The sequence below is a fragment of the Microbacterium sp. Root1433D1 genome (assembly GCF_001426835.1).
Lineage (GTDB): Bacteria > Actinomycetota > Actinomycetes > Actinomycetales > Microbacteriaceae > Microbacterium > Microbacterium maritypicum.
In genome coordinates, this window is sequence record NZ_LMFN01000001.1 from 1,049,763 (window position 1) to 1,066,587 (window position 16,825).

General features: G+C 69.3%; 14 protein-coding genes. 5 read left to right on the forward strand and 9 right to left on the reverse strand.

Translation table 11 applies throughout. The features are described from left to right. Positions 1-34: 34 nt before the first annotated feature. Entirely contained in the window at positions 35-1,231 is a 1,197-nt protein-coding gene (locus tag ASD13_RS05070; protein WP_055866339.1) for an MFS transporter, read from the reverse strand. A 114-nt stretch (positions 1,232-1,345) separates the two neighbouring features. Here ASD13_RS05070 and ASD13_RS05075 point away from each other — a divergent pair, with 114 nt between their 5' ends. Both ASD13_RS05075 and ASD13_RS05080 read left to right on the forward strand, forming a co-directional pair. Next, the gene (locus ASD13_RS05075; RefSeq protein WP_157535573.1) at positions 1,346-2,467 is read left to right on the forward strand and encodes a hypothetical protein; all 1,122 of its coding nucleotides are present in this window, start codon (positions 1,346-1,348) and stop codon (positions 2,465-2,467) included. Between the two features lie 188 nt (positions 2,468-2,655). Then, positions 2,656-3,558, forward strand: coding sequence for a serine protein kinase RIO (locus ASD13_RS05080; protein ID WP_055866343.1), 903 nt, complete (start codon positions 2,656-2,658; stop codon positions 3,556-3,558). On the opposite strand, the gene speB is transcribed toward ASD13_RS05080, so the two are convergent. Genes speB through ASD13_RS05100 form a run of 4 tightly spaced genes read right to left on the reverse strand, consistent with a single transcriptional unit; the run spans position 3,552 to position 9,170 of the window. Then, a complete protein-coding gene (speB, locus tag ASD13_RS05085; protein WP_055866346.1) occupies positions 3,552-4,508 on the reverse strand; it encodes an agmatinase in 957 nt (318 codons plus the stop codon). The two genes, ASD13_RS05080 and speB, sit on opposite strands and share 7 nt — an antisense overlap. Positions 4,509-4,556: 48 nt before the next feature. Then, entirely contained in the window at positions 4,557-6,158 is a 1,602-nt protein-coding gene (locus ASD13_RS05090; protein WP_055866348.1) for a thiamine pyrophosphate-binding protein, read from the reverse strand. 10 nt (positions 6,159-6,168) lie between these two features. Next, positions 6,169-7,836 (reverse strand): amidohydrolase, encoded by a 1,668-nt coding sequence (locus ASD13_RS05095; protein ID WP_055866350.1) that lies wholly within the window; start codon positions 7,834-7,836, stop codon positions 6,169-6,171. Further along, entirely contained in the window at positions 7,833-9,170 is a 1,338-nt protein-coding gene (locus ASD13_RS05100) for an MFS transporter (RefSeq protein ID WP_017829668.1), read from the reverse strand. Before ASD13_RS05100 ends, ASD13_RS05095 begins: the two co-directional genes overlap by 4 nt. 222 nt (positions 9,171-9,392) lie before the next feature. Between ASD13_RS05100 and ASD13_RS05105 the strand changes: the two genes are divergently transcribed. Continuing rightward, positions 9,393-10,289, forward strand: a complete 897-nt coding sequence (locus ASD13_RS05105) for an Lrp/AsnC family transcriptional regulator (protein WP_017829669.1) — start codon at positions 9,393-9,395, stop codon at positions 10,287-10,289. A gap of 3 nt (positions 10,290-10,292) precedes the next feature. Here the strand turns inward: ASD13_RS05105 and ASD13_RS05110 are convergent, their stop codons facing one another. The 4 genes from ASD13_RS05110 to ASD13_RS05125 are packed head-to-tail and all read right to left on the reverse strand — an operon-like array spanning position 10,293 to position 14,520. Continuing rightward, on the reverse strand, positions 10,293-11,273 hold the full coding sequence (locus tag ASD13_RS05110) for a serine hydrolase domain-containing protein (protein WP_235562466.1): 981 nt from the start codon (positions 11,271-11,273) through the stop codon (positions 10,293-10,295). A 16-nt stretch (positions 11,274-11,289) separates the two neighbouring features. After that, complete coding sequence (locus ASD13_RS05115) at positions 11,290-12,207, reverse strand: carbohydrate ABC transporter permease (protein WP_017829671.1); 918 nt, start codon at positions 12,205-12,207, stop codon at positions 11,290-11,292. Further along, positions 12,207-13,181 (reverse strand): carbohydrate ABC transporter permease, encoded by a 975-nt coding sequence (locus tag ASD13_RS05120; RefSeq protein WP_055866355.1) that lies wholly within the window; start codon positions 13,179-13,181, stop codon positions 12,207-12,209. Before ASD13_RS05120 ends, ASD13_RS05115 begins: the two co-directional genes overlap by 1 nt. 55 nt (positions 13,182-13,236) lie before the next feature. Further along, positions 13,237-14,520, reverse strand: a complete 1,284-nt coding sequence (locus tag ASD13_RS05125) for an ABC transporter substrate-binding protein (protein WP_055866357.1) — start codon at positions 14,518-14,520, stop codon at positions 13,237-13,239. A 236-nt stretch (positions 14,521-14,756) separates the two neighbouring features. Here ASD13_RS05125 and ASD13_RS05130 point away from each other — a divergent pair, with 236 nt between their 5' ends. Then, positions 14,757-15,623, forward strand: coding sequence for a MurR/RpiR family transcriptional regulator (locus ASD13_RS05130; RefSeq protein WP_051056561.1), 867 nt, complete (start codon positions 14,757-14,759; stop codon positions 15,621-15,623). A gap of 2 nt (positions 15,624-15,625) precedes the next feature. After that, complete coding sequence (locus ASD13_RS05135; RefSeq protein WP_055866359.1) at positions 15,626-16,801, forward strand: exo-beta-N-acetylmuramidase NamZ family protein; 1,176 nt, start codon at positions 15,626-15,628, stop codon at positions 16,799-16,801. Positions 16,802-16,825: the final 24 nt, after the last annotated feature.

Genomic DNA, 16,825 nt, shown 5'->3' on the forward strand with positions numbered 1-16,825 from the left:
GGCCTGAGGATCTCGGCCTGAGGATCTCGGCCTTTCAGGCCCTGCTGCTGACGCGGTTGGACGCGCCGAACAGCACCGCGCCGGCGAGCAGCGCGATCGCCCCGATCACGTAGACCAGCTCGACGTTCAGGGTGTCCACGAGCAGTCCGCCGATGCCGGCCGCGAGGGTGATCGCCCCCTGGAACCCCACGACGACGAGACTGCCGCCGGCTTCGAGCCGATCCGGCATCCGGTGGCCGACCCACGTGTTCGCCACGATCAGCCAGGACGAGAAGAAGAAGCCCCACACCAGTACGACGATGCCGACACCCACGATCGACCCGGAGAACAGGATCATCGACATCACGGACACGGCGATCACGAGCGGCGCGAACACCGCGAAGAAGGCGAACGTGCGGTCGATCACGAGCCCGATCGTGATGTTGCCGAGGAGGCCGCCGACGCCGAACAGCGCGAGCAGCACGACGATGGTCGAGGCGTCGACCTCGGGGATCCGCTCCAGCGCGAGCCGCACGTAGGTGTAGGCGAGGAAGTGCCCGAGCACGACGAGCACGTGGCCGACCATGCCGAGACCGATGCCGGGGCGGCGCAGCGTGTCGACGAGCAGGCGCAGGCTCGACGCCCGCTCGGCCGGCACCGACGGCAGCGCGAACCGCAGCACCACCGCGAGCACGACCATCAGCACGCCCGCGATGGCGAAGACCATCCGCCAGTCGACGAGTTCGCTCAGCATGACGCCCAGCGGCACGCCGGCCACGGTCGCCAGCGACACTCCCGCCGAGGTGAACATGACACCGCGTCCGAGATTCTCCGGTCCCGCCAGGCGCGCAGCGACCGTGATCGACATCGCCCAGAAGGCGCTGATGGCGGCACCCAGCAGGAACCGCGCCAGCAGCACGATGATCAGGTTCGGCGCGATCGCCACGATCAGGTTCGACACGGCGGCGGCGAGCGCCATCCACACCAGCAGCGACCGCCGATCCAGCCGCGGGAACATGAGTCCGACGGTCGGCGCGACGATGAGTCCGACCAGCGCCGTCACGGTCACGGTCTGTCCGGCCTGACCCGGAGTGACCCCCAGCCCGTCGGCCATCTCGGTGAGCACGCCGTTGGGGAGGAACTCGGCCGTGACCAGCAGGAAGCCCATCAGCATCAGCACGATGAGTCCGCCGTAGCGGATGCGGGAGGCCGCGGAGGGCGGCATGGTGGGAACGGGCGCTGTCGTGGTCATGGTTCCACGTTCGCAGCACCCGGAGGCCGTCGCCCGACCGGTCGTCCGCGGCATCCGACCATTCGTCCGACGCGCTCCCGGTCGGTTCCCAGCCCGAGCTTGCAGAGTGTCAGCATGCGGGATCGGAGACGGAGACGGGCGCGCCTGTGGTGCGGTGCCGCCGCCGTCGCGGCGATCATGCTCACCTCCGGATGCACCGGGCAGCGCGCCGCGGGTCCGGACGACTGGGCCCTCGAGCCGATCTCGTTCCAGAGCTCCTTCGTCGGTTCCGGACCGGAGGCCACCCCCGCCGGTCCCCCGACCGACCTGTCGTACGGGAGGCACGTGCTGTCGGCCGACGGCGCAGGCGGGTTCTGGGCCACATCTTCCGGATCGTGGCTGCACGTCGGCGCCGATGGCGAGACGCTCGCGAGGTTCGACACCGATCCCGGCGCCCCGGTCTCGCGGATCGGGGCGATGGCTCCGCTCTCGGCCACCGAGCTCGTCGTGCTGCAGGGCGACCGCGCCCACGTGATGCCGATGATCTCGGTGCTCGACACCACCACCATGACGATGAGGGACCTGCCGGGCGATGTCGTGGGCGACCAGGGCGACTTCGACTACGGGGACTTCGAGTTCGGCGATGTGGCCGTGCACGACGGCGACGCCATCGTGGTGCGCTACCAGCCGCGCCCTCCCGACGCCTACCTCGACTACGAGGTGCTGCGCGTGGATCTCGACAGCGGGACACGGACCCTGCTGCACAGCGGCCCGGTCGCACTCGACGAGGCGCCGAGCGCTCGACCCGGCATACCACCGATCGGCATCGACGTCGACAGCGCGGGACGGGTGTATCTGGCGACCCCCTCCGCACGGATCGTCCTCGCGGCCGACGGCACCGAGCTGAGTCGGGATCGGCAGGTCGCTGAGCACCCCCTCGTCGCCGTCGCTCCCGACGGCACGGCGCTGTGGTGGGGCGGAGAGCTGGAGCAGAGCGACGTTCAGGGTGTGATCGTCGGCGGCTCCCCCGACGCGCGGACGGCGGTCGAACGCCGCCTGCACTGCGCCGAGACCTCGAACGGTGACATCCTCCGCCGCGACGACGCCCTCCGTCTCGGCGACGCCGCCGGACAGCATCCGCTGCCGTTCCTGTGCGGCGCGAACGCCGCCGCGTGGACGGGTGGGTCGTGGGTGGTCGCGACCGGCGGCGAGGGCGACGGAGTGCTCGTCCGCCTCACCCCGCCCGTCGGAGGCTGACCCCCGCCTCTGGACAGGGGTGCATCGACGCCCTAGGCTCGACGACGCACCGGGACCGGCCCGGGAAGCCCGAGCGGAAGGAGCCGAGGACATGAACACCGTCTCTGTCGCGCTCTCCGCCGACCACCTTCCCTTCGAGGCCACCCGCTCCTGATCCTGGTGTGGCCTCCTGCTCCCGGAGCCACATCTTGTCTGATCCCTTCGCTTCCTCGGAAGCCGCGTCCTTCGACGCACTCTCGTTCAACACACCCTTGTTCGACACCGCCGCATTCGATTCCCTCGAAACCGAGCTCGCCTTCGCCGACGTCGACCCCGGCGAGGGCCAGCGCTGGTCCACGTGGCCGGCGATCACCCCGTCCGAGCGCGGCCCCGAGCCGTGGCCGGCATGGGTGGTGACCTCGGCCGGCGCACTCGACACCGAGCGCGGAATCCTCAAGACCGGCAAGGAGGCCGACGTGTTCCTGCTCGAACGCGGCGTGCCCGGCGACCCGAGCCGGCACACCCTCCTCGCAGCGAAGCGCTATCGCAGCACGGAGCATCGCAGCTTCCACCGGTCATCCGTCTACACAGAGGGGCGCAGCATCCGGAACACCCGCGACGCGCGCGCCCTCGCCAAGAAGTCGGACCACGGCCGGGAGGTGGCCGCCGCGCAGTGGTCGTTCGCCGAGTTCGAGGCGCTGTGCCGGATGTGGGAGCTCGGGGCCCCGGTGCCGTATCCCGTGCAGGTCAACGGCACCGAGGTGCTGATGGAGTTCCTCGGCGACGCCGACGGCACGGCCGCACCCCGCCTCGCCCAGGCCCGCGGCGACCGCACCGAACTGCAGGGGTACTACGCGCAGGTCGTCGACCTGATGCGCATCTTCGCGGCGGCGGGGTTCGCCCACGGCGACCTCTCGGCCTACAACCTGCTCGTGCACGAGGGGCGGGTGCGCGTGATCGACCTGCCGCAGATCGTCGACATCATCGCGAATCCGCAGGGGCTCGATCTGCTGCATCGCGACTGCGTGAACATCTGCGACTGGTTCACCCGGCGCCGTGTCGAATGCGACGCCGATGAGCTGTTCGCGGAGCTCCTCGCCGCGCTTTACTGAGAGTCAGACCCCACGCGGGCTGCCAGCAGGCACACGAGCTCGTAGACCACGTGGCTCGCGGCGATGCCGGTCATCTGCGCGTGGTCGTAGGCGGGCGAGACCTCGACCACATCCGCGCCGACGATGTTCTGCGAGGACAGGGCGCGCAGGATCCGCAGCAGTTCGCGGCTGGTCAACCCGCCCGCCTCGGGGGTGCCGGTGCCGGGCGCGTGGGCGGGGTCGAGCACGTCGATGTCGATCGACACGTACAGCGGCTTGTCGCCGATGCGCTGCAGGATGCGGGCGATGCCGGCCTCCACGCCGTGCTCCTCGATGTACTCGCTCGACACGATGGAGAAGCCCAGGCGCTCGTCGTCTTCGAGGTCCTGCTTCGAGTACAGGGGACCGCGGGTGCCGACGTGGCAGCTCGCGGTGAGGTCGATCAGCCCCTCCTCGCTCGCGCGACGGAAGGGTGTGCCGTGCGTGATGGGAGCCCCGAAGTAGGTGTCCCACGTGTCGAGGTGGGCATCGAAATGCAGCACAGCGACCGGGCCGTGCTTCGCGGCGACAGCCCGCAGCAGTGGCAGCGCGACCGTGTGGTCGCCGCCGATCGTCACGATGTGCTGCACCTGCTCGCCGAGGGCCAGTGCCGCGCGCTCGACCTCGCTCACGGCCTCGGTGAGGTCGAACGGGTTGACCGGGATGTCACCGGCATCCACCACCTGCGCGATCGCGAACGGCGACACGTCCTGCGCGGGGTTGTACGGGCGCAGCAGTCGCGACGACTCGCGCACATGCGACGGACCGAACCGCGTGCCCGGCCGGTAGCTCACGCCGGAGTCGAAGGGGATGCCGACGACGGCGATGTCGGCGCGCGGCACGTCTTCGATCCGCGGCAGGCGCGCGAAGGTGGCGATGCCGGAGTAGCGGGGGTTCACGGACGCGTCGATGGGGCCCACGTTCTCGGTCATTGCTCGTTCCTGTTCGTCGGGGTGCGGGAGAGTTCCAGCGGCTGGAGGTCAGAGGGCGTTCTGCGGGAGGTGCACCAGCTGCACTCCCCCGTCGGCGATCGCGGCGCGGATGCTGGAGGCGATGTCATCGCGGTTCTCCACCCGCCGCCCGGTCGCGCCGAAGGCCGTGGCGAGGGCCGCCCAGTCGGGCTGCACCAGGTCGACGCCGATCGGGGTCATCCCCCTGTCGAGCTCGTTCTGCCGGATCTCGGCGTAGCCGCCGTTGTCGACGCACACGATCGTGAGGTCGAGACGCTGCTCGATCGCCGTGACCAGCTCGTTCACGCAGAACATCAGCGCGCCATCGCCGATCACGGTCACGACCGGATGCTCGGTCTGCGCGACCCGTGCGCCGATCGCCGCGGGCAGGCCGTAGCCGAGGGTCGCGTAGGTGGGGGTGTAGAGCAGGGAGTGCGGATGCGCCGACGCCAGCACGCTGCCCAGCGCCATGTAGACGATCTGGGACGAGTCGCCGGCGACGATCGCGTCGTCGGGCAGGGCGCCGGCGATGATCTCGGCCAGCGCGACCGTCTCGGGGGCGGTCTCCCGCATCTCGGCGGCGATCGCGGCGCGTTCTGCGGTCAGCTCACGCGGCGGGCGGGTCTCTGCGGGGAGGACCGCGAGCAGCGCTTCCAGAACCGCGGCCGCGTCGCCGGCGATCCCGACCGTCGCTGCGAGGTTCTTGTCGCGCTGCGCCGGCGAGATGTCGATGCGGATCACGGATCCTCGCGCCTCGAGTCGCGGTGCCCAGAGCTCGGCCTCACCGAGCTTCGAGCCGACCACGAGCAGCACGTCCGCGTCCTCTGCGACCGTGCGCGCCGCAGCGAGACGCAGGTTCGAGCCGAGCGCGAGCGGATGCCGCTCTTCCACCACGCCCTTGCCGTTCAGGGTCGTCAGCACCGGCGCGCCGAGGCGCTCGGCGACGACCGTGACCTCGTGCGCGGCATCCACCGCTCCGCCACCCGCCACGATCACCGGGGTCTTCGCTCCGGCCAACAGGCGTGCGGCCTCGGCCAGCGCCTGCGGATCGCCGGAGGCCCGCGCGGGGACCGGACGCGGCCGCCGCGCCTCGGCGGGAACCCCGGCCGGCGCCTCCAGCACGTCGAGGGGGATCTCGATGTGCACGGGACGAGGGCGACCGGTGCGGAACAGGGCGAACGCATCGTGCACGGCATCGACCGCCTCGGCGGCGCTGGTCACGCGGCGCGACCACTCGGCGATCGCGCCGACCATGGCCGTGGCATCCTTCGTCTCGTGCAGCGTGCCCACGTCGGCGAACTCCGCGCCGAGCGGCACACCGGGCGAGAGGACGATGAGCGGTCGCGACTCGCAGAACGCCGTGCCGATCGCGCTCATCGCGTTCTGCAGACCGGGGCCTGAGGTCGTGATGACGACGCCGGGGAGACCCGTCTGCTGCGCCCAGCCGTCGGCACCGTAGCCGGATCCCTGCTCGTGGCGGTTCGTCACCGCGCGGATGCCGAGGTCGGCGAGCGGCCGGTAGAGCTCGAGGTTGTGGGTGCCGGGAATGCCGAAGATCGCGGTCACGCCGTAGGCGCGGATCGTCTCCAGCACCGCGCGGCCGGCGGTGTCGGTGTACTGCTCGGAGTTCATCGGATCATCCTCACACCCGGTGACGGCGAACGCCGTCGACCCAGGTCTCGCGCACCGTGATCGCCGAGATCTCCTCGGCGGGAACAGCCAGCGGGTCGCCGGAGAGCACCGCGAAGTCGGCGTACTTGCCGACCTCGAGCGAGCCCAGGTCGTCTTCGCGCCCGATCGACACGGCGCCCTCGATCGTGTGGGCGCGCAGGGCTGCGAGCGCGGAGACGCGCAGATCGTCGGGGCCGAGCTTGTGCCCGCGGCGGGTGACGCGGGTGACGGCGGTCTGGATGGCCTCGAGAGGGATGGGCTCGGCGACCGGTGCGTCGGAGGAGATCGTGAAGGGCACGCCCGCACGCTCGAACTCACCCAGCGGGTTGAAGCGCTCGCCCGGAGTGCCGATGGCCTCCTCGACGCCCTCGCCCCAGTTGAAGTAGTGCTGGGTCTGGTTGACCGGGCGGATGCCCGAGGCGGCCATCCGCCCGATCTGCTCGGGGGTCGGCAGCCCGCAGTGCTCGATGCGGTGCCGGGCGTCCGCATCCGGATGCTCGGCGAGCGCGGCCTCGATCGCCGACACGACCATCTCGATCGCGGTGGGCGACTGCGCGTGCGTGGCGGTCTGGAGACCGGCGGCGTGCGCCTTGCGGATGAGGCCGGCGTACTCCGCGGGCTCGTGGTACAGCTGGCCGGTGCGGCACGGGTCGCCCACGTAGCCGTCGGGGAAGTACGCGGTCCAGCCGCCGAGCGTGCCGTCGGCGTAGAACTTGATGCCCGCGAAGCTCAGGTGGGCGTTGCCGAATTGTCCGACGAGTCCCATCTCGAGGGCCTCGTCGAGCAGGTGCGAGAGCAGGTACATCGACACGCGCAGTTCGAGGCGTCCGGCCTCGGCCAGGCGCAGGTACATGTCGAACTCCCGACGCGTGACCTGGGCGTCGCCGATCGAGGTGACCCCGCCTGCGAGGAAGCGCTGCGTCGCCGCATCCAGCTGGCGCAGGTGCTCCTCCGGCTCATCGGCCAAGTGGAAGTTCGGACCGTGGTGACCGATCTTCACGCCGTGCACGCCCGTGAGGATGTTGCACGCGGCATCAGACAGCTCTCCGGTCAGCTCGCCCTCCGCGTCGCGGAAGAACTCGCCGCCGTCGGGGTTCGGGGTGTCCCGGTCGACGCCGTTGACGGTGAGGGTGTGCGAGTTCACGACGCCGCCGTGACCCGACGCGTTCATGAGGTACACCTCGCGATCGGCCGCGACCTCGTCGAGCTCGAAACGGGTGGGATGCCGCTTCTCGGCGAGGTTGCGCTGCTCGTAGCCATAGCCGCGCACGGGGCGCCCCTCGGGGAGGTCGGCGGCCGCCGCCTTCAGCAGGGCCACGATCTCGGGGATGCTGCCGGCCTTCTCCGGGCCGCAGTCGACCCAGCTCATCATCTGCCCGAACATGAGCGGATGCGCATGGGCGTCGACGAAGCCGGGGACGACGACGCCGTCGCCGAGGTCGATGCGCTCCGGAGAGAGCCCACCCCGTTCGGCCGCCGCCTCGCACTCGGCGGGGGTGCCGATCGCGAGGATCCGCCCGCGATCGGTCAGCATCGCCGTGGAGGTGGTGGCCGCGGCATCGGCCGCGTGGATCGCGTGCGCGGTCAGAAGGACGGGTGCCGTCTGGGCCGAGCGGTCGAAGTGGGTGAGCTTTCTCATGGCAGCCTGTTCGCGGTCGTGTCGGTGCGGGCGGTGAAGGAGGCGGTGACGGGGGCCTCGTCGGAGTGCTGCGGTGCGAGGCGCGTGCAGATGCCGGCGATGACGGCCATGCCGATGAACATCGCGATGACCGACCAGATGCTTCCGGTCCAGGCGATGAGCTGCGTCGCGAACCAGGGCGAGAAGCCGGCCCAGACCGCCGCGCCGACGCCGTACGACAGCGCGATCGAGGTGTAGCGGGCCTGCGGGCGGAACATCTGCGAGAGCAGAGCAGCGATCGGCGCGTACGTCGCACTCATCGCGATGCGCACCAGCGAGGCGAACAGGAAGATGAGGGGTTCCACCCGCCCCGGCAGGATCAGCAGGAACGGCACGAAGGTCAGCACCGAGGTGACCAGACCGATGTACATGACGTTCTTGCGGCCCCACTTGTCGCCCAGCCAGGCGACGGGGAGGGTCACCACGAACTCCACGAAGGAGGCGATCGTCATGGCGTCCAGGATCACCTGCTCGCTGATGGCCACCGTGTCACCGGTGGCGTACGCCGTGGCGAAGGTGGTGGCCAGGTAGTAGCCGCCGGTCGAGATGGGCAGGATGCCGATGCCGAGGAGGATCGGACGCCAGTTGGTGCGCAGCGCGAAGGCCAACGGCATCGACTGCTTGCGGCCCTCCACCTTCGCCTCGAAGACCGGGGTCTCCTCGACGCGGTAACGCACCCAGAAGCCGACGCCGACCAGCACGATCGACAGCAGGAACGGGATGCGCCAGCCGCCGTTGATGATGAAGTCGTCGCCCATGCGGGTCATGATCGCGAAGATGCCAGAGGCGAGCAGCGCGCCGGCCGGGTTGCCGAGCTGCGTGAAGCCGCCGTAGAAGGTCTTGGACTTCTCGGGGGCGTGCTCGACGCTCATGAGCACCGCACCGCCCCACTCGCCGCCGACGGCGAGCCCCTGCACCGCACGGAGCAGGATCAGCAGGATCGGGGCGAGGATGCCGATGTTCTCGTAGGTCGGCAGGCAGCCGACGAGAACCGTGGCCGCGCCCATCATCACCAGCGTGATGACCAGCGATGTGCGCCGACCGAGCTTGTCGCCGATGTGGCCGAAGATGATGCCACCCAGCGGGCGGACGAGGAAGGCGACGGCGAAGGTCGCGAAGGCCGCTGCGGTCTCGGCCAGCCGGTCGCCGCTCGGGAAGAACAGCGGGCCGAAGACGAGCGCCGCGGCGGTCGCGTAGACGTAGAAGTCGTACCACTCGATGGTGGTACCGACGAAGGCGGCGATGCCGGCGCGTCGCGCCCGGCTGTGGGTGCCGCTGGTGGGGGTAGTGGTCATGGGGTGCCCGCTCCTTTGCGGAAGATGTCGGATAGCGAAGGATGCTACGGACGTGCGGCCCGGCCAGCAAGCGCAGAACTCCAGCGATAACGCGGATTCACTGAATATATGATCGCGCATTCGTGCAATGCGCGCCTACCCGGTCGCCGAGAAGGCTCCTACACTGGCTTTACGCACCACGAAGCGTGCGATCGCGGGAAACTGACCGAATCGAGCGGAACCATGGATTTCGACGCCGAACTCATCCGTGCGCTGCAGGAAGACGGTCGCGCCAGCATCCTCTCGCTGGCACAGCGACTCGGGCAGTCTCGGGCCGCCGTCGCCGCGCGGCTGCGCACGATGCTCGCCGACCGTACGGTGCGGGTCGTCGCCGCCGTCGACCCGGTCTTCCTGGGTCAGCACGTGCTCGCCCACGTCTCCATCCGCACCGACGGCTCGGTCGAGCTCGTGGCAGAGCACCTGCGCGACATGAGCGAGACCGTGCTGGTGTCGGCCGTCGGCGGGGCGCACGACGTGGTCACCGAGGTGCGCGTGGGCTCGATGTCGGAGCTGCACGACCTGCTGGCCCTGATCCGTGCGATCGACGGCGTGCTCGACATCAGCACGATCATCTACTCGACCGTGATCAAGGGCTTCTTCGTCTCGGAGTACCACGGCGGCGTCACCCTCGACACGATCGATGAGGCGCTGATCGAACAGCTGCAGGCCGACGGACGCAAGAGCTTCCGCGCACTGGGCGAGGAGGTGCGCCTGTCGCCCTCGGCCGTCGCGACCAGGGTGCAGCGGCTGATCGACGCCGGGGTGATCAAGATCAGCGCGGTCGAGGCGCGCGGGCTCGCGCACCGGCAGCTGTCGATGGGGGTGGGCATGACGCTCGGCGACGACGACGAGGCCGTGATCGACGAACTGCGAAGGGGGCGCGGTGTGGACTTCGCCGCCCGCACGCTCGGCCGGTTCGACGCCGTGGCCACATTGGTCGAGCCCTCGGCGGGGGCGCTGTACGCCAGCCTCGAGCGGCTGCGTGCACTGCCAGGGGTGACGCGCATCGAGGCCTGGCTGCACCTCGCCGTGTTGAAGGAGGACTACGCGCGCACGCTGCGGCCGCTGCGCACGGACTGAGGTTCAGGACGCGAGCGGTGCGAGGAAGGCGCGACGGACGGCGGCGATGTCGGCGTCTTCACGCGATGGATGCACGCGGTTGACGAGCAGCACACCGAAGCCGCCGGAACCGGTGTGGACGGCGAAGCATGTACCCGTGAATCCGGTATGCCCCACCGCGTCGATGCCGGACATCCACGACTCGTCCCGTACCCGCAACCCGATCGCCTGGCCGTAACCGGCATCGGCACGCACGGTCGGCACGCGGAGTGCGCGCGTGGAGTCCGCCGACAGCACGCGCTCCCGCGGCCCCTGCCCGTCCTCACGGATCATCCGCGCCAATGCGGCGACGTCGTGCACCGACCCGAACAGCCCGGCGTGACCCGCCGGGCGTTCGAGCGCGTGCGCCAGCTCGTCATGCACGTCTCCGCGCACCGGACCGCGGTGCGGCTGATCCTCCGTCGCCACGGCCTCGCGCGGATCGGGCGACGATGTCAGCGACCCCGCGCCGATGGCCGTCGCCACCTCCGCCCACAGCTCGGCGAGGGGTCTCCCCGCGACGCGCTCCAGGTACTCCCCTGCGGCGATGAACCCGACGTCGGAGTAGAGGTGACAACCACCGGGTTCATATCCGACCGGTCGCTGCAGCACCCGCGCGCGCAACTCATCGCCGCGGATCCCGTCCCGCCACTCGCGTCCCTCGGCCGGCAGCCCTGAGCTGTGCGTGAGGAGGTGGCGGAGGGTGATGCGTCCAGCGCCCTCACCCGAACCGGCATCCAGGACCGGCGCGACGGGCGCGTCGAGGTCGACCCTGCCCTGGTCGACGAGCCGTAGCGCGGCGACTGCGGTGAAGACCTTCGTGAGCGACGCGAGATCGAACAGGTGCCGCTCGTTCAGAGGCGTCCGATCGTCGTGGGCCGGGGTGCCGAGGATCAGCAGCTCGTCGACTCCCCGCCCCGGCGTCGTGCGCAGGGAGGCCCACGCCGACCCCGGCGCCCCGTTCACCACGGCCGCTCTCCCGTCACTTGCTCATGCCGGAGGTGAGTCCGTTGATGATCTGCTTGGTCGCGAGCAGGAACAGCACGATGAGCGGGATCGTCGCGATCGTGAGCCCGGCGAACAGCTGCGGCCAGTCGGTGGAGTACTCGCCGAAGAAGCGGGTGAGTCCGACGGGAAGGGTGTACGAGTCCCGGTCGCGCAGCAGGATCAGCGGGTAGAAGAAGTCGTTCCACACCGGCACGAAACGGAAGACGATCACGGTCGCGAGCGCCGGACGCACGAGCGGCAGCAGGATCTGCACGAAGGTGCGGAACGGACCGGCGCCGTCGATGCGCGCGGCCTCTTCGAGTTCGATCGGCAACGCGCGGAAGAAGACCGTCAGCACGAACGTCGTGAACGGAATGCCGAGGGCTCCGTAGACGAGGATCAGGCTGAACACGTTGCTCGTCATCTTGAGCGAGTCGAGCAGGTAGAACAGCGGCAGGATCGCCAGGTGCACCGGCAGCATGAGCCCGGACAGGAAGACCGCCTCGATGCCACGGAAGAACTTCGCCCGAGCCCTCGCGAACGCGTACGCGGCGAGCACCGAGACGACGGTCGTGACGATGACCGAGCCGACGGTGACGGTGATCGAGTTGAGGAAGTAGGTGTCGAACGACGCGGTGATCCACGCGCTCTGGAAGCTCGTGAACGTCGGCGGGACCGGGAGTCCGAGCGGCTCGGTCGCGATCTGCTGCTGTGTGCGCAACGAGTTGTTGACCATCAGCAGCAGCGGGCCGATGGCGACGAGCGCGTAGCCCCAGAGGAACACGTTCGCGAACAACCGCCCGATGAACGGAGCATCGGCGGTACGGCTGGAGCGGCGGCGTGGGGCGGAGGAACGACCGGAGACGATCGCTTCGGTGGTGGGCTCCGGACGGGTGTCGAGGGCAGTGCTCATCAGAACAGCTTTCGTTCAGCGCGACGCATCGTCGAGGTGATCACGACCGAGATCACCATGATGAAGATGAACAGGACGGTCGCGAGCGCGGAGGAGACGCCGATCGAGTTCGGGTTCCCCGATTCGAAGGCGGTCCGGTAGAAGAGGAGCATCATGACGTCGGTCGACCCGGCGGGCGCCCCGTTCGAGCCGGCGAGCGCGAATGGAATGGCCATCGCCTCCATGCTGCCGATGAAGGTGAGCACCGTGATGATGCCGATCGTGGGCGTGAGCATGGGCAGCGTGATGTAGCGGAAACGCTTCGCCGCGGTCGCCCCGTCGAGCGAGGCGGCCTCTTCGATCTCCTCCGGGATCCCGCCGAGAGCGGCGCCGTACAGCAGGATCGGGAAGCCGATCCACTGCCAGGCACTCACGAGCACGATCACCCAGATCGCGAGCTGCGGGTCGCCGAGCCAGGGAAGGGCGAGGCTCTCGAGGCCCACACCGCGGAGGATCGCGTTCACCGGGCCGAACAGCGGCGAGAGCATGAGCGACCACAGGTAGCCGATGACCATGGGGCTCACCAGGTAGGGCAGCGCGAAGATCGTCTGGAAGAAGCGCTTGGTGCGCTTGCGGCGGTGCAGCAGGGTGGCGATACCGAGGCCGAGCGAGTTCTGGAAGACCAGCGCACCCGCGAACAGCAGCAGGTTGTGCCCGAACGCGTTCCACAGCTCGGAGGCGTAGGGCTCCTTCGTGAGGAGGGTGATGTAGTTCGCGACCCCTGCGAAACCGCCCTGCTTCGTGCCCTGCCAGTCGAAGAACGAATAGCTGAGCGCAGCGAGCATCGGATAGAGGATGAGCACGGCGAACAGCACGGCGGCCGGCAGCACGAACAGGGTGGCCGTAGGGGTGGACAGGGCGATGCCTGCGCGTGTGCGTCGCTTCGTGCCCTCGCGCTTCGCGGGGTCGCGCCGGACGGGGATGGTCAGTGCCATGGTGTGTCTTTCGCTCCGCGAGGGGGCGCCGGATCGACGCCCCCTCGTGTTCGGATCAGGAACCAGGGGTGAACCAGGTGGAGACCCCGGACTGCAGGTCGGCACCGAGCTGCTCCGGCGTCTTGTCGCCGAGGAACATCGCCTGGATGTCCGGGCCCAGGACCGCGGTTCCGGTCGGGTCGCCGTAGCGGAAGTCGACGAGCAGCAGGTACGGCGCCGGGTTGGCGGTGTACTGCTCGTTCATCTCCTGCATGAGCGGGTCGGAGTACTTCACTCCGGGGAGGGCGGAGAACTGGTCCACCTCATCGGCGACGAGCTGACCGAATTCCGAGGTCGTCATCCAGTTCAGCAGCTCTGCCGCCGCCTCCTGGTTCTCGCTGGAGGCGTTGATGCCGAAGCTGCCGTCGGCGTAGCCCGGGGTGACCGCATGGTCCAGAGCGCTGCCGGGGGCCGGGGGCACCTCGTACACGCCCCATTCCGTGTCGGGCGCGGAGTTCTGGAACGTCGGCAGATCGAACGATCCACCGGGCCACTGGGCCGCCTGCCCCGAGGTGAACTGCAGCACGGCGTCGGCGACGGCGATCGCGTTGACGTTCTTGTCGAGGTACTTCTGCATGTCCTTGACGATCTGCAGCGACGACACGTACGTCGGGTCGGTGAAGTCGATGTCGCCGGCGAGCACCTTCTCCTCGAACTCGGATCCGCCGTAGTTCGCCGAGCCCATGATGTCGTGGAACATCGGCAGCACCCAGTCCTCGCGGGCACCGAGTGCCATCGGGGTCACGCCCTCTTTCAGCAAGGTCTCCTGCAGGTCGATGAACTCGTCCCAGTCGGTGGGCTCCTCGAGACCCATCTCGTCGAACATGGTCTTGTTGTAGAACATCTGCATCGTCTGGTACGCGAACGGGACGCCATAGGTCTTGCCGTCGTCCTTGCCCTGAGCTGCCCGCAGCACGGTCGGATCGAACTGATCGAGTCCGTCGACGATGTCGTCGATCGGCACGATCTGCTCCGACTGGATCGCCGGCTGGATGCCGCCGTACGCGCGGAGCATGGCGATGTCCGGTCCATCGCTCCCCTCGAGACCGGTCGCCAGGATCTGGTTGTACTCGGTCGGCTGGAAGCCTTCGAACTGGATCGTGACCCCGGGGTGGGACTCTTCGTACTTGTCGAAGACGGCCTCCCACTTGGGCGAGGAGGAAGCCTGCCACGACCAGATCGTGAGCGTGACATCGCTCTCGGCTTCGCCGCTGGACGCGGCGGGGGCACAGCCCGCGACAGCGAGCCCAGCGACGAGAATGCCTGCTGTGGATGCGAGGCGGACGGGGCGGTTTCGCATGATGTTCCTCTCGGACGGTGGCAGCTGCCTGGCACGTCGTGGGCTGCCGTTACTTCGGGGGGAACGCCCTTCGAAGTGCCCTCGGTGCTGAGGACACGTCGCGTGACGTCGATGTCATGCGGCATTCCCGTGGTTGGGGAGATGCCGACATGCCCACTTTGGGCAATCTCTTACAGAAATGCAAGCAAATCTGAAAATTTCTTCCGAAGTGGGTTTCGGCCTGACATCATGGGCACGTGCCGAACAGTGTCGTGACAGCCATCCATCAGCGTCTCTCCGAGTTGACCCCGACCGAGCGCCGTATCGCCGAGTACGTCCTCGCCGAGCCCCAGGCCGTCGTGGAGAGCTCCATCACCCGGTTGGCCGAGGAGTGCGAGGTCTCCGTCGCCAGCGTCGCCCGCTTCACCCGCAGCGTCGGCTTCGGGGGTTACCCGGACATGCGATTGGCGCTCGCGACCGAGCTCAGCCGCAGCGCCTCCGACCAGGAGAGGTTCCAGGTGTCCGCGGGCGATGTCAGCCGCTACGACGACGTCGCGACGACCGTGCGCAAGATCGCCTTCGCGGAGGCCGCCGCGATCGAACGCACCGCCCGCCAGATCGATCTCGACGAACTCGAACGCTGCGTGGCCGAGGTCCGAGACGCGCGACGCATCGACATCTACGGTGCCGCCTCCAGCGGACTCGCCGCCCAGGATCTGGAGCAGAAGCTGCACCGCGCAGGACTCGTCGCCCAGGCCCGCACCGACCACCATCTCGCGCTGACGGGCGCCGCGCTGCTGGACGGGCGGGATGTGGCGATCGCCATCTCCCATTCCGGACGCACGCTCGAGATCGTGCAGGCGGCGCAGGTCGCGGGGAGAGCCGGGGCGACCACGATCGCCATCACGAACAACCCGAAGTCGCCTCTGGCCAGAGCGTGCGACCTGGTGCTCGTCACCGCGGTGTCGGAATCGACGTTCCGCTCCGGCGCGATGGCGAGCCGCATCGCGCAGCTCGCGATCCTCGACTTCCTCTACACCCGCATCGCGCAGGCCGACTACGACACCATCTCGGCGAACCTGCAGCGCACCCTCGACGCCGTCACCACTCACAGAATCGACTGACCATGCACCTTGGTATCGACCGGCTCCTCCGGCACGACCTGCCCCCGCGCCTGCTGACCACGCTGCGCACCGCGCGGATCGGGATGCTCACCAACGACCTGGCGCTGACGTCGCAGCTCACGCGTGGGCGGGCCGCGCTCGTGGCGGAGGGGTGGTCGCTGAACCTGCTCTTCGGCCCGGAACACGGGATGGACGGACGGGCGAAAGAGGGAGCGCTCATCGACGACGTGCGAGACCGCGTCACGGGCGTTCCCGTGCGCAGCCTGTACGGCCCCTCCGTGCGCCCCTCCGCGGAAGACCTCGCCGACCTCGACGTCGTCCTGGTGGATCTCCCGGATGTCGGCGCACGCTTCTACACCTACATCTGGACCATGAGCCACATGCTCGAAGCCTGCGCGCATGCGGGGGTCGCCGTCATCGTGCTCGACCGCCCCAATCCGCTCGGCGGTCTCCTCGAACAGGCAGAGGGTCCGATGCTCGACGAGGCGGCGCAATCGCTGGTCGGGCGCTGGTCGATGCCGATCCGTCACGGACTCACCATCGGAGAACTCGCTCGGCACTGGGTGCGCACCCGCGGCATCGATGTCGAGCTCGACGTCGTCGAGCTCGACGGCTGGCGACGCGGGGACACCGCGATCGGTCGCGAAGAGCTCCGCTGGATGCCGCCGTCACCGAACCTGCCGAGCGCGGCGACAGCCCTGCTCTACCCCGGGACGTGCCTCGCCGAGGGCGTGAACGTCTCCGAAGGGCGCAGCACCGCGGTGCCGTTCCGTGTGATCGGGGCACCCTTCATCGACGCCGAGGACTATGCGCAGGCGGTGGTCGACCTCGATCTCCCCGGGGTGACCGCCTCCCCCTACGGATTCACCCCCCTCGTGCGCGACCATGCCGGCGCGCAGTGCGAGGGTGTGATCCTGCACGTGACCGATGCCGCGGCCCTGCGGCCGGTGCACACCGGGGTGCGCCTCCTGTCACTCCTGGCCGAGATGTACCCGGAGTCCCTCGCCGAGCGGTCGCTGATCCCGATGCCGGGAGAGTCGAACTGGTCGCCGCTGGAGAAGCTCTTCGGCGTCCGCGGCGCATTCCGCCAGATCGCCGACGGGAGCTGGAACGACCCGGCGACACTCGCGGTACCGGACTGGCCCGCGGCCGTCGAGGCGGATCTGCTCTACGCCTGAGCCTCACTGCGGCTCCGATCTCTG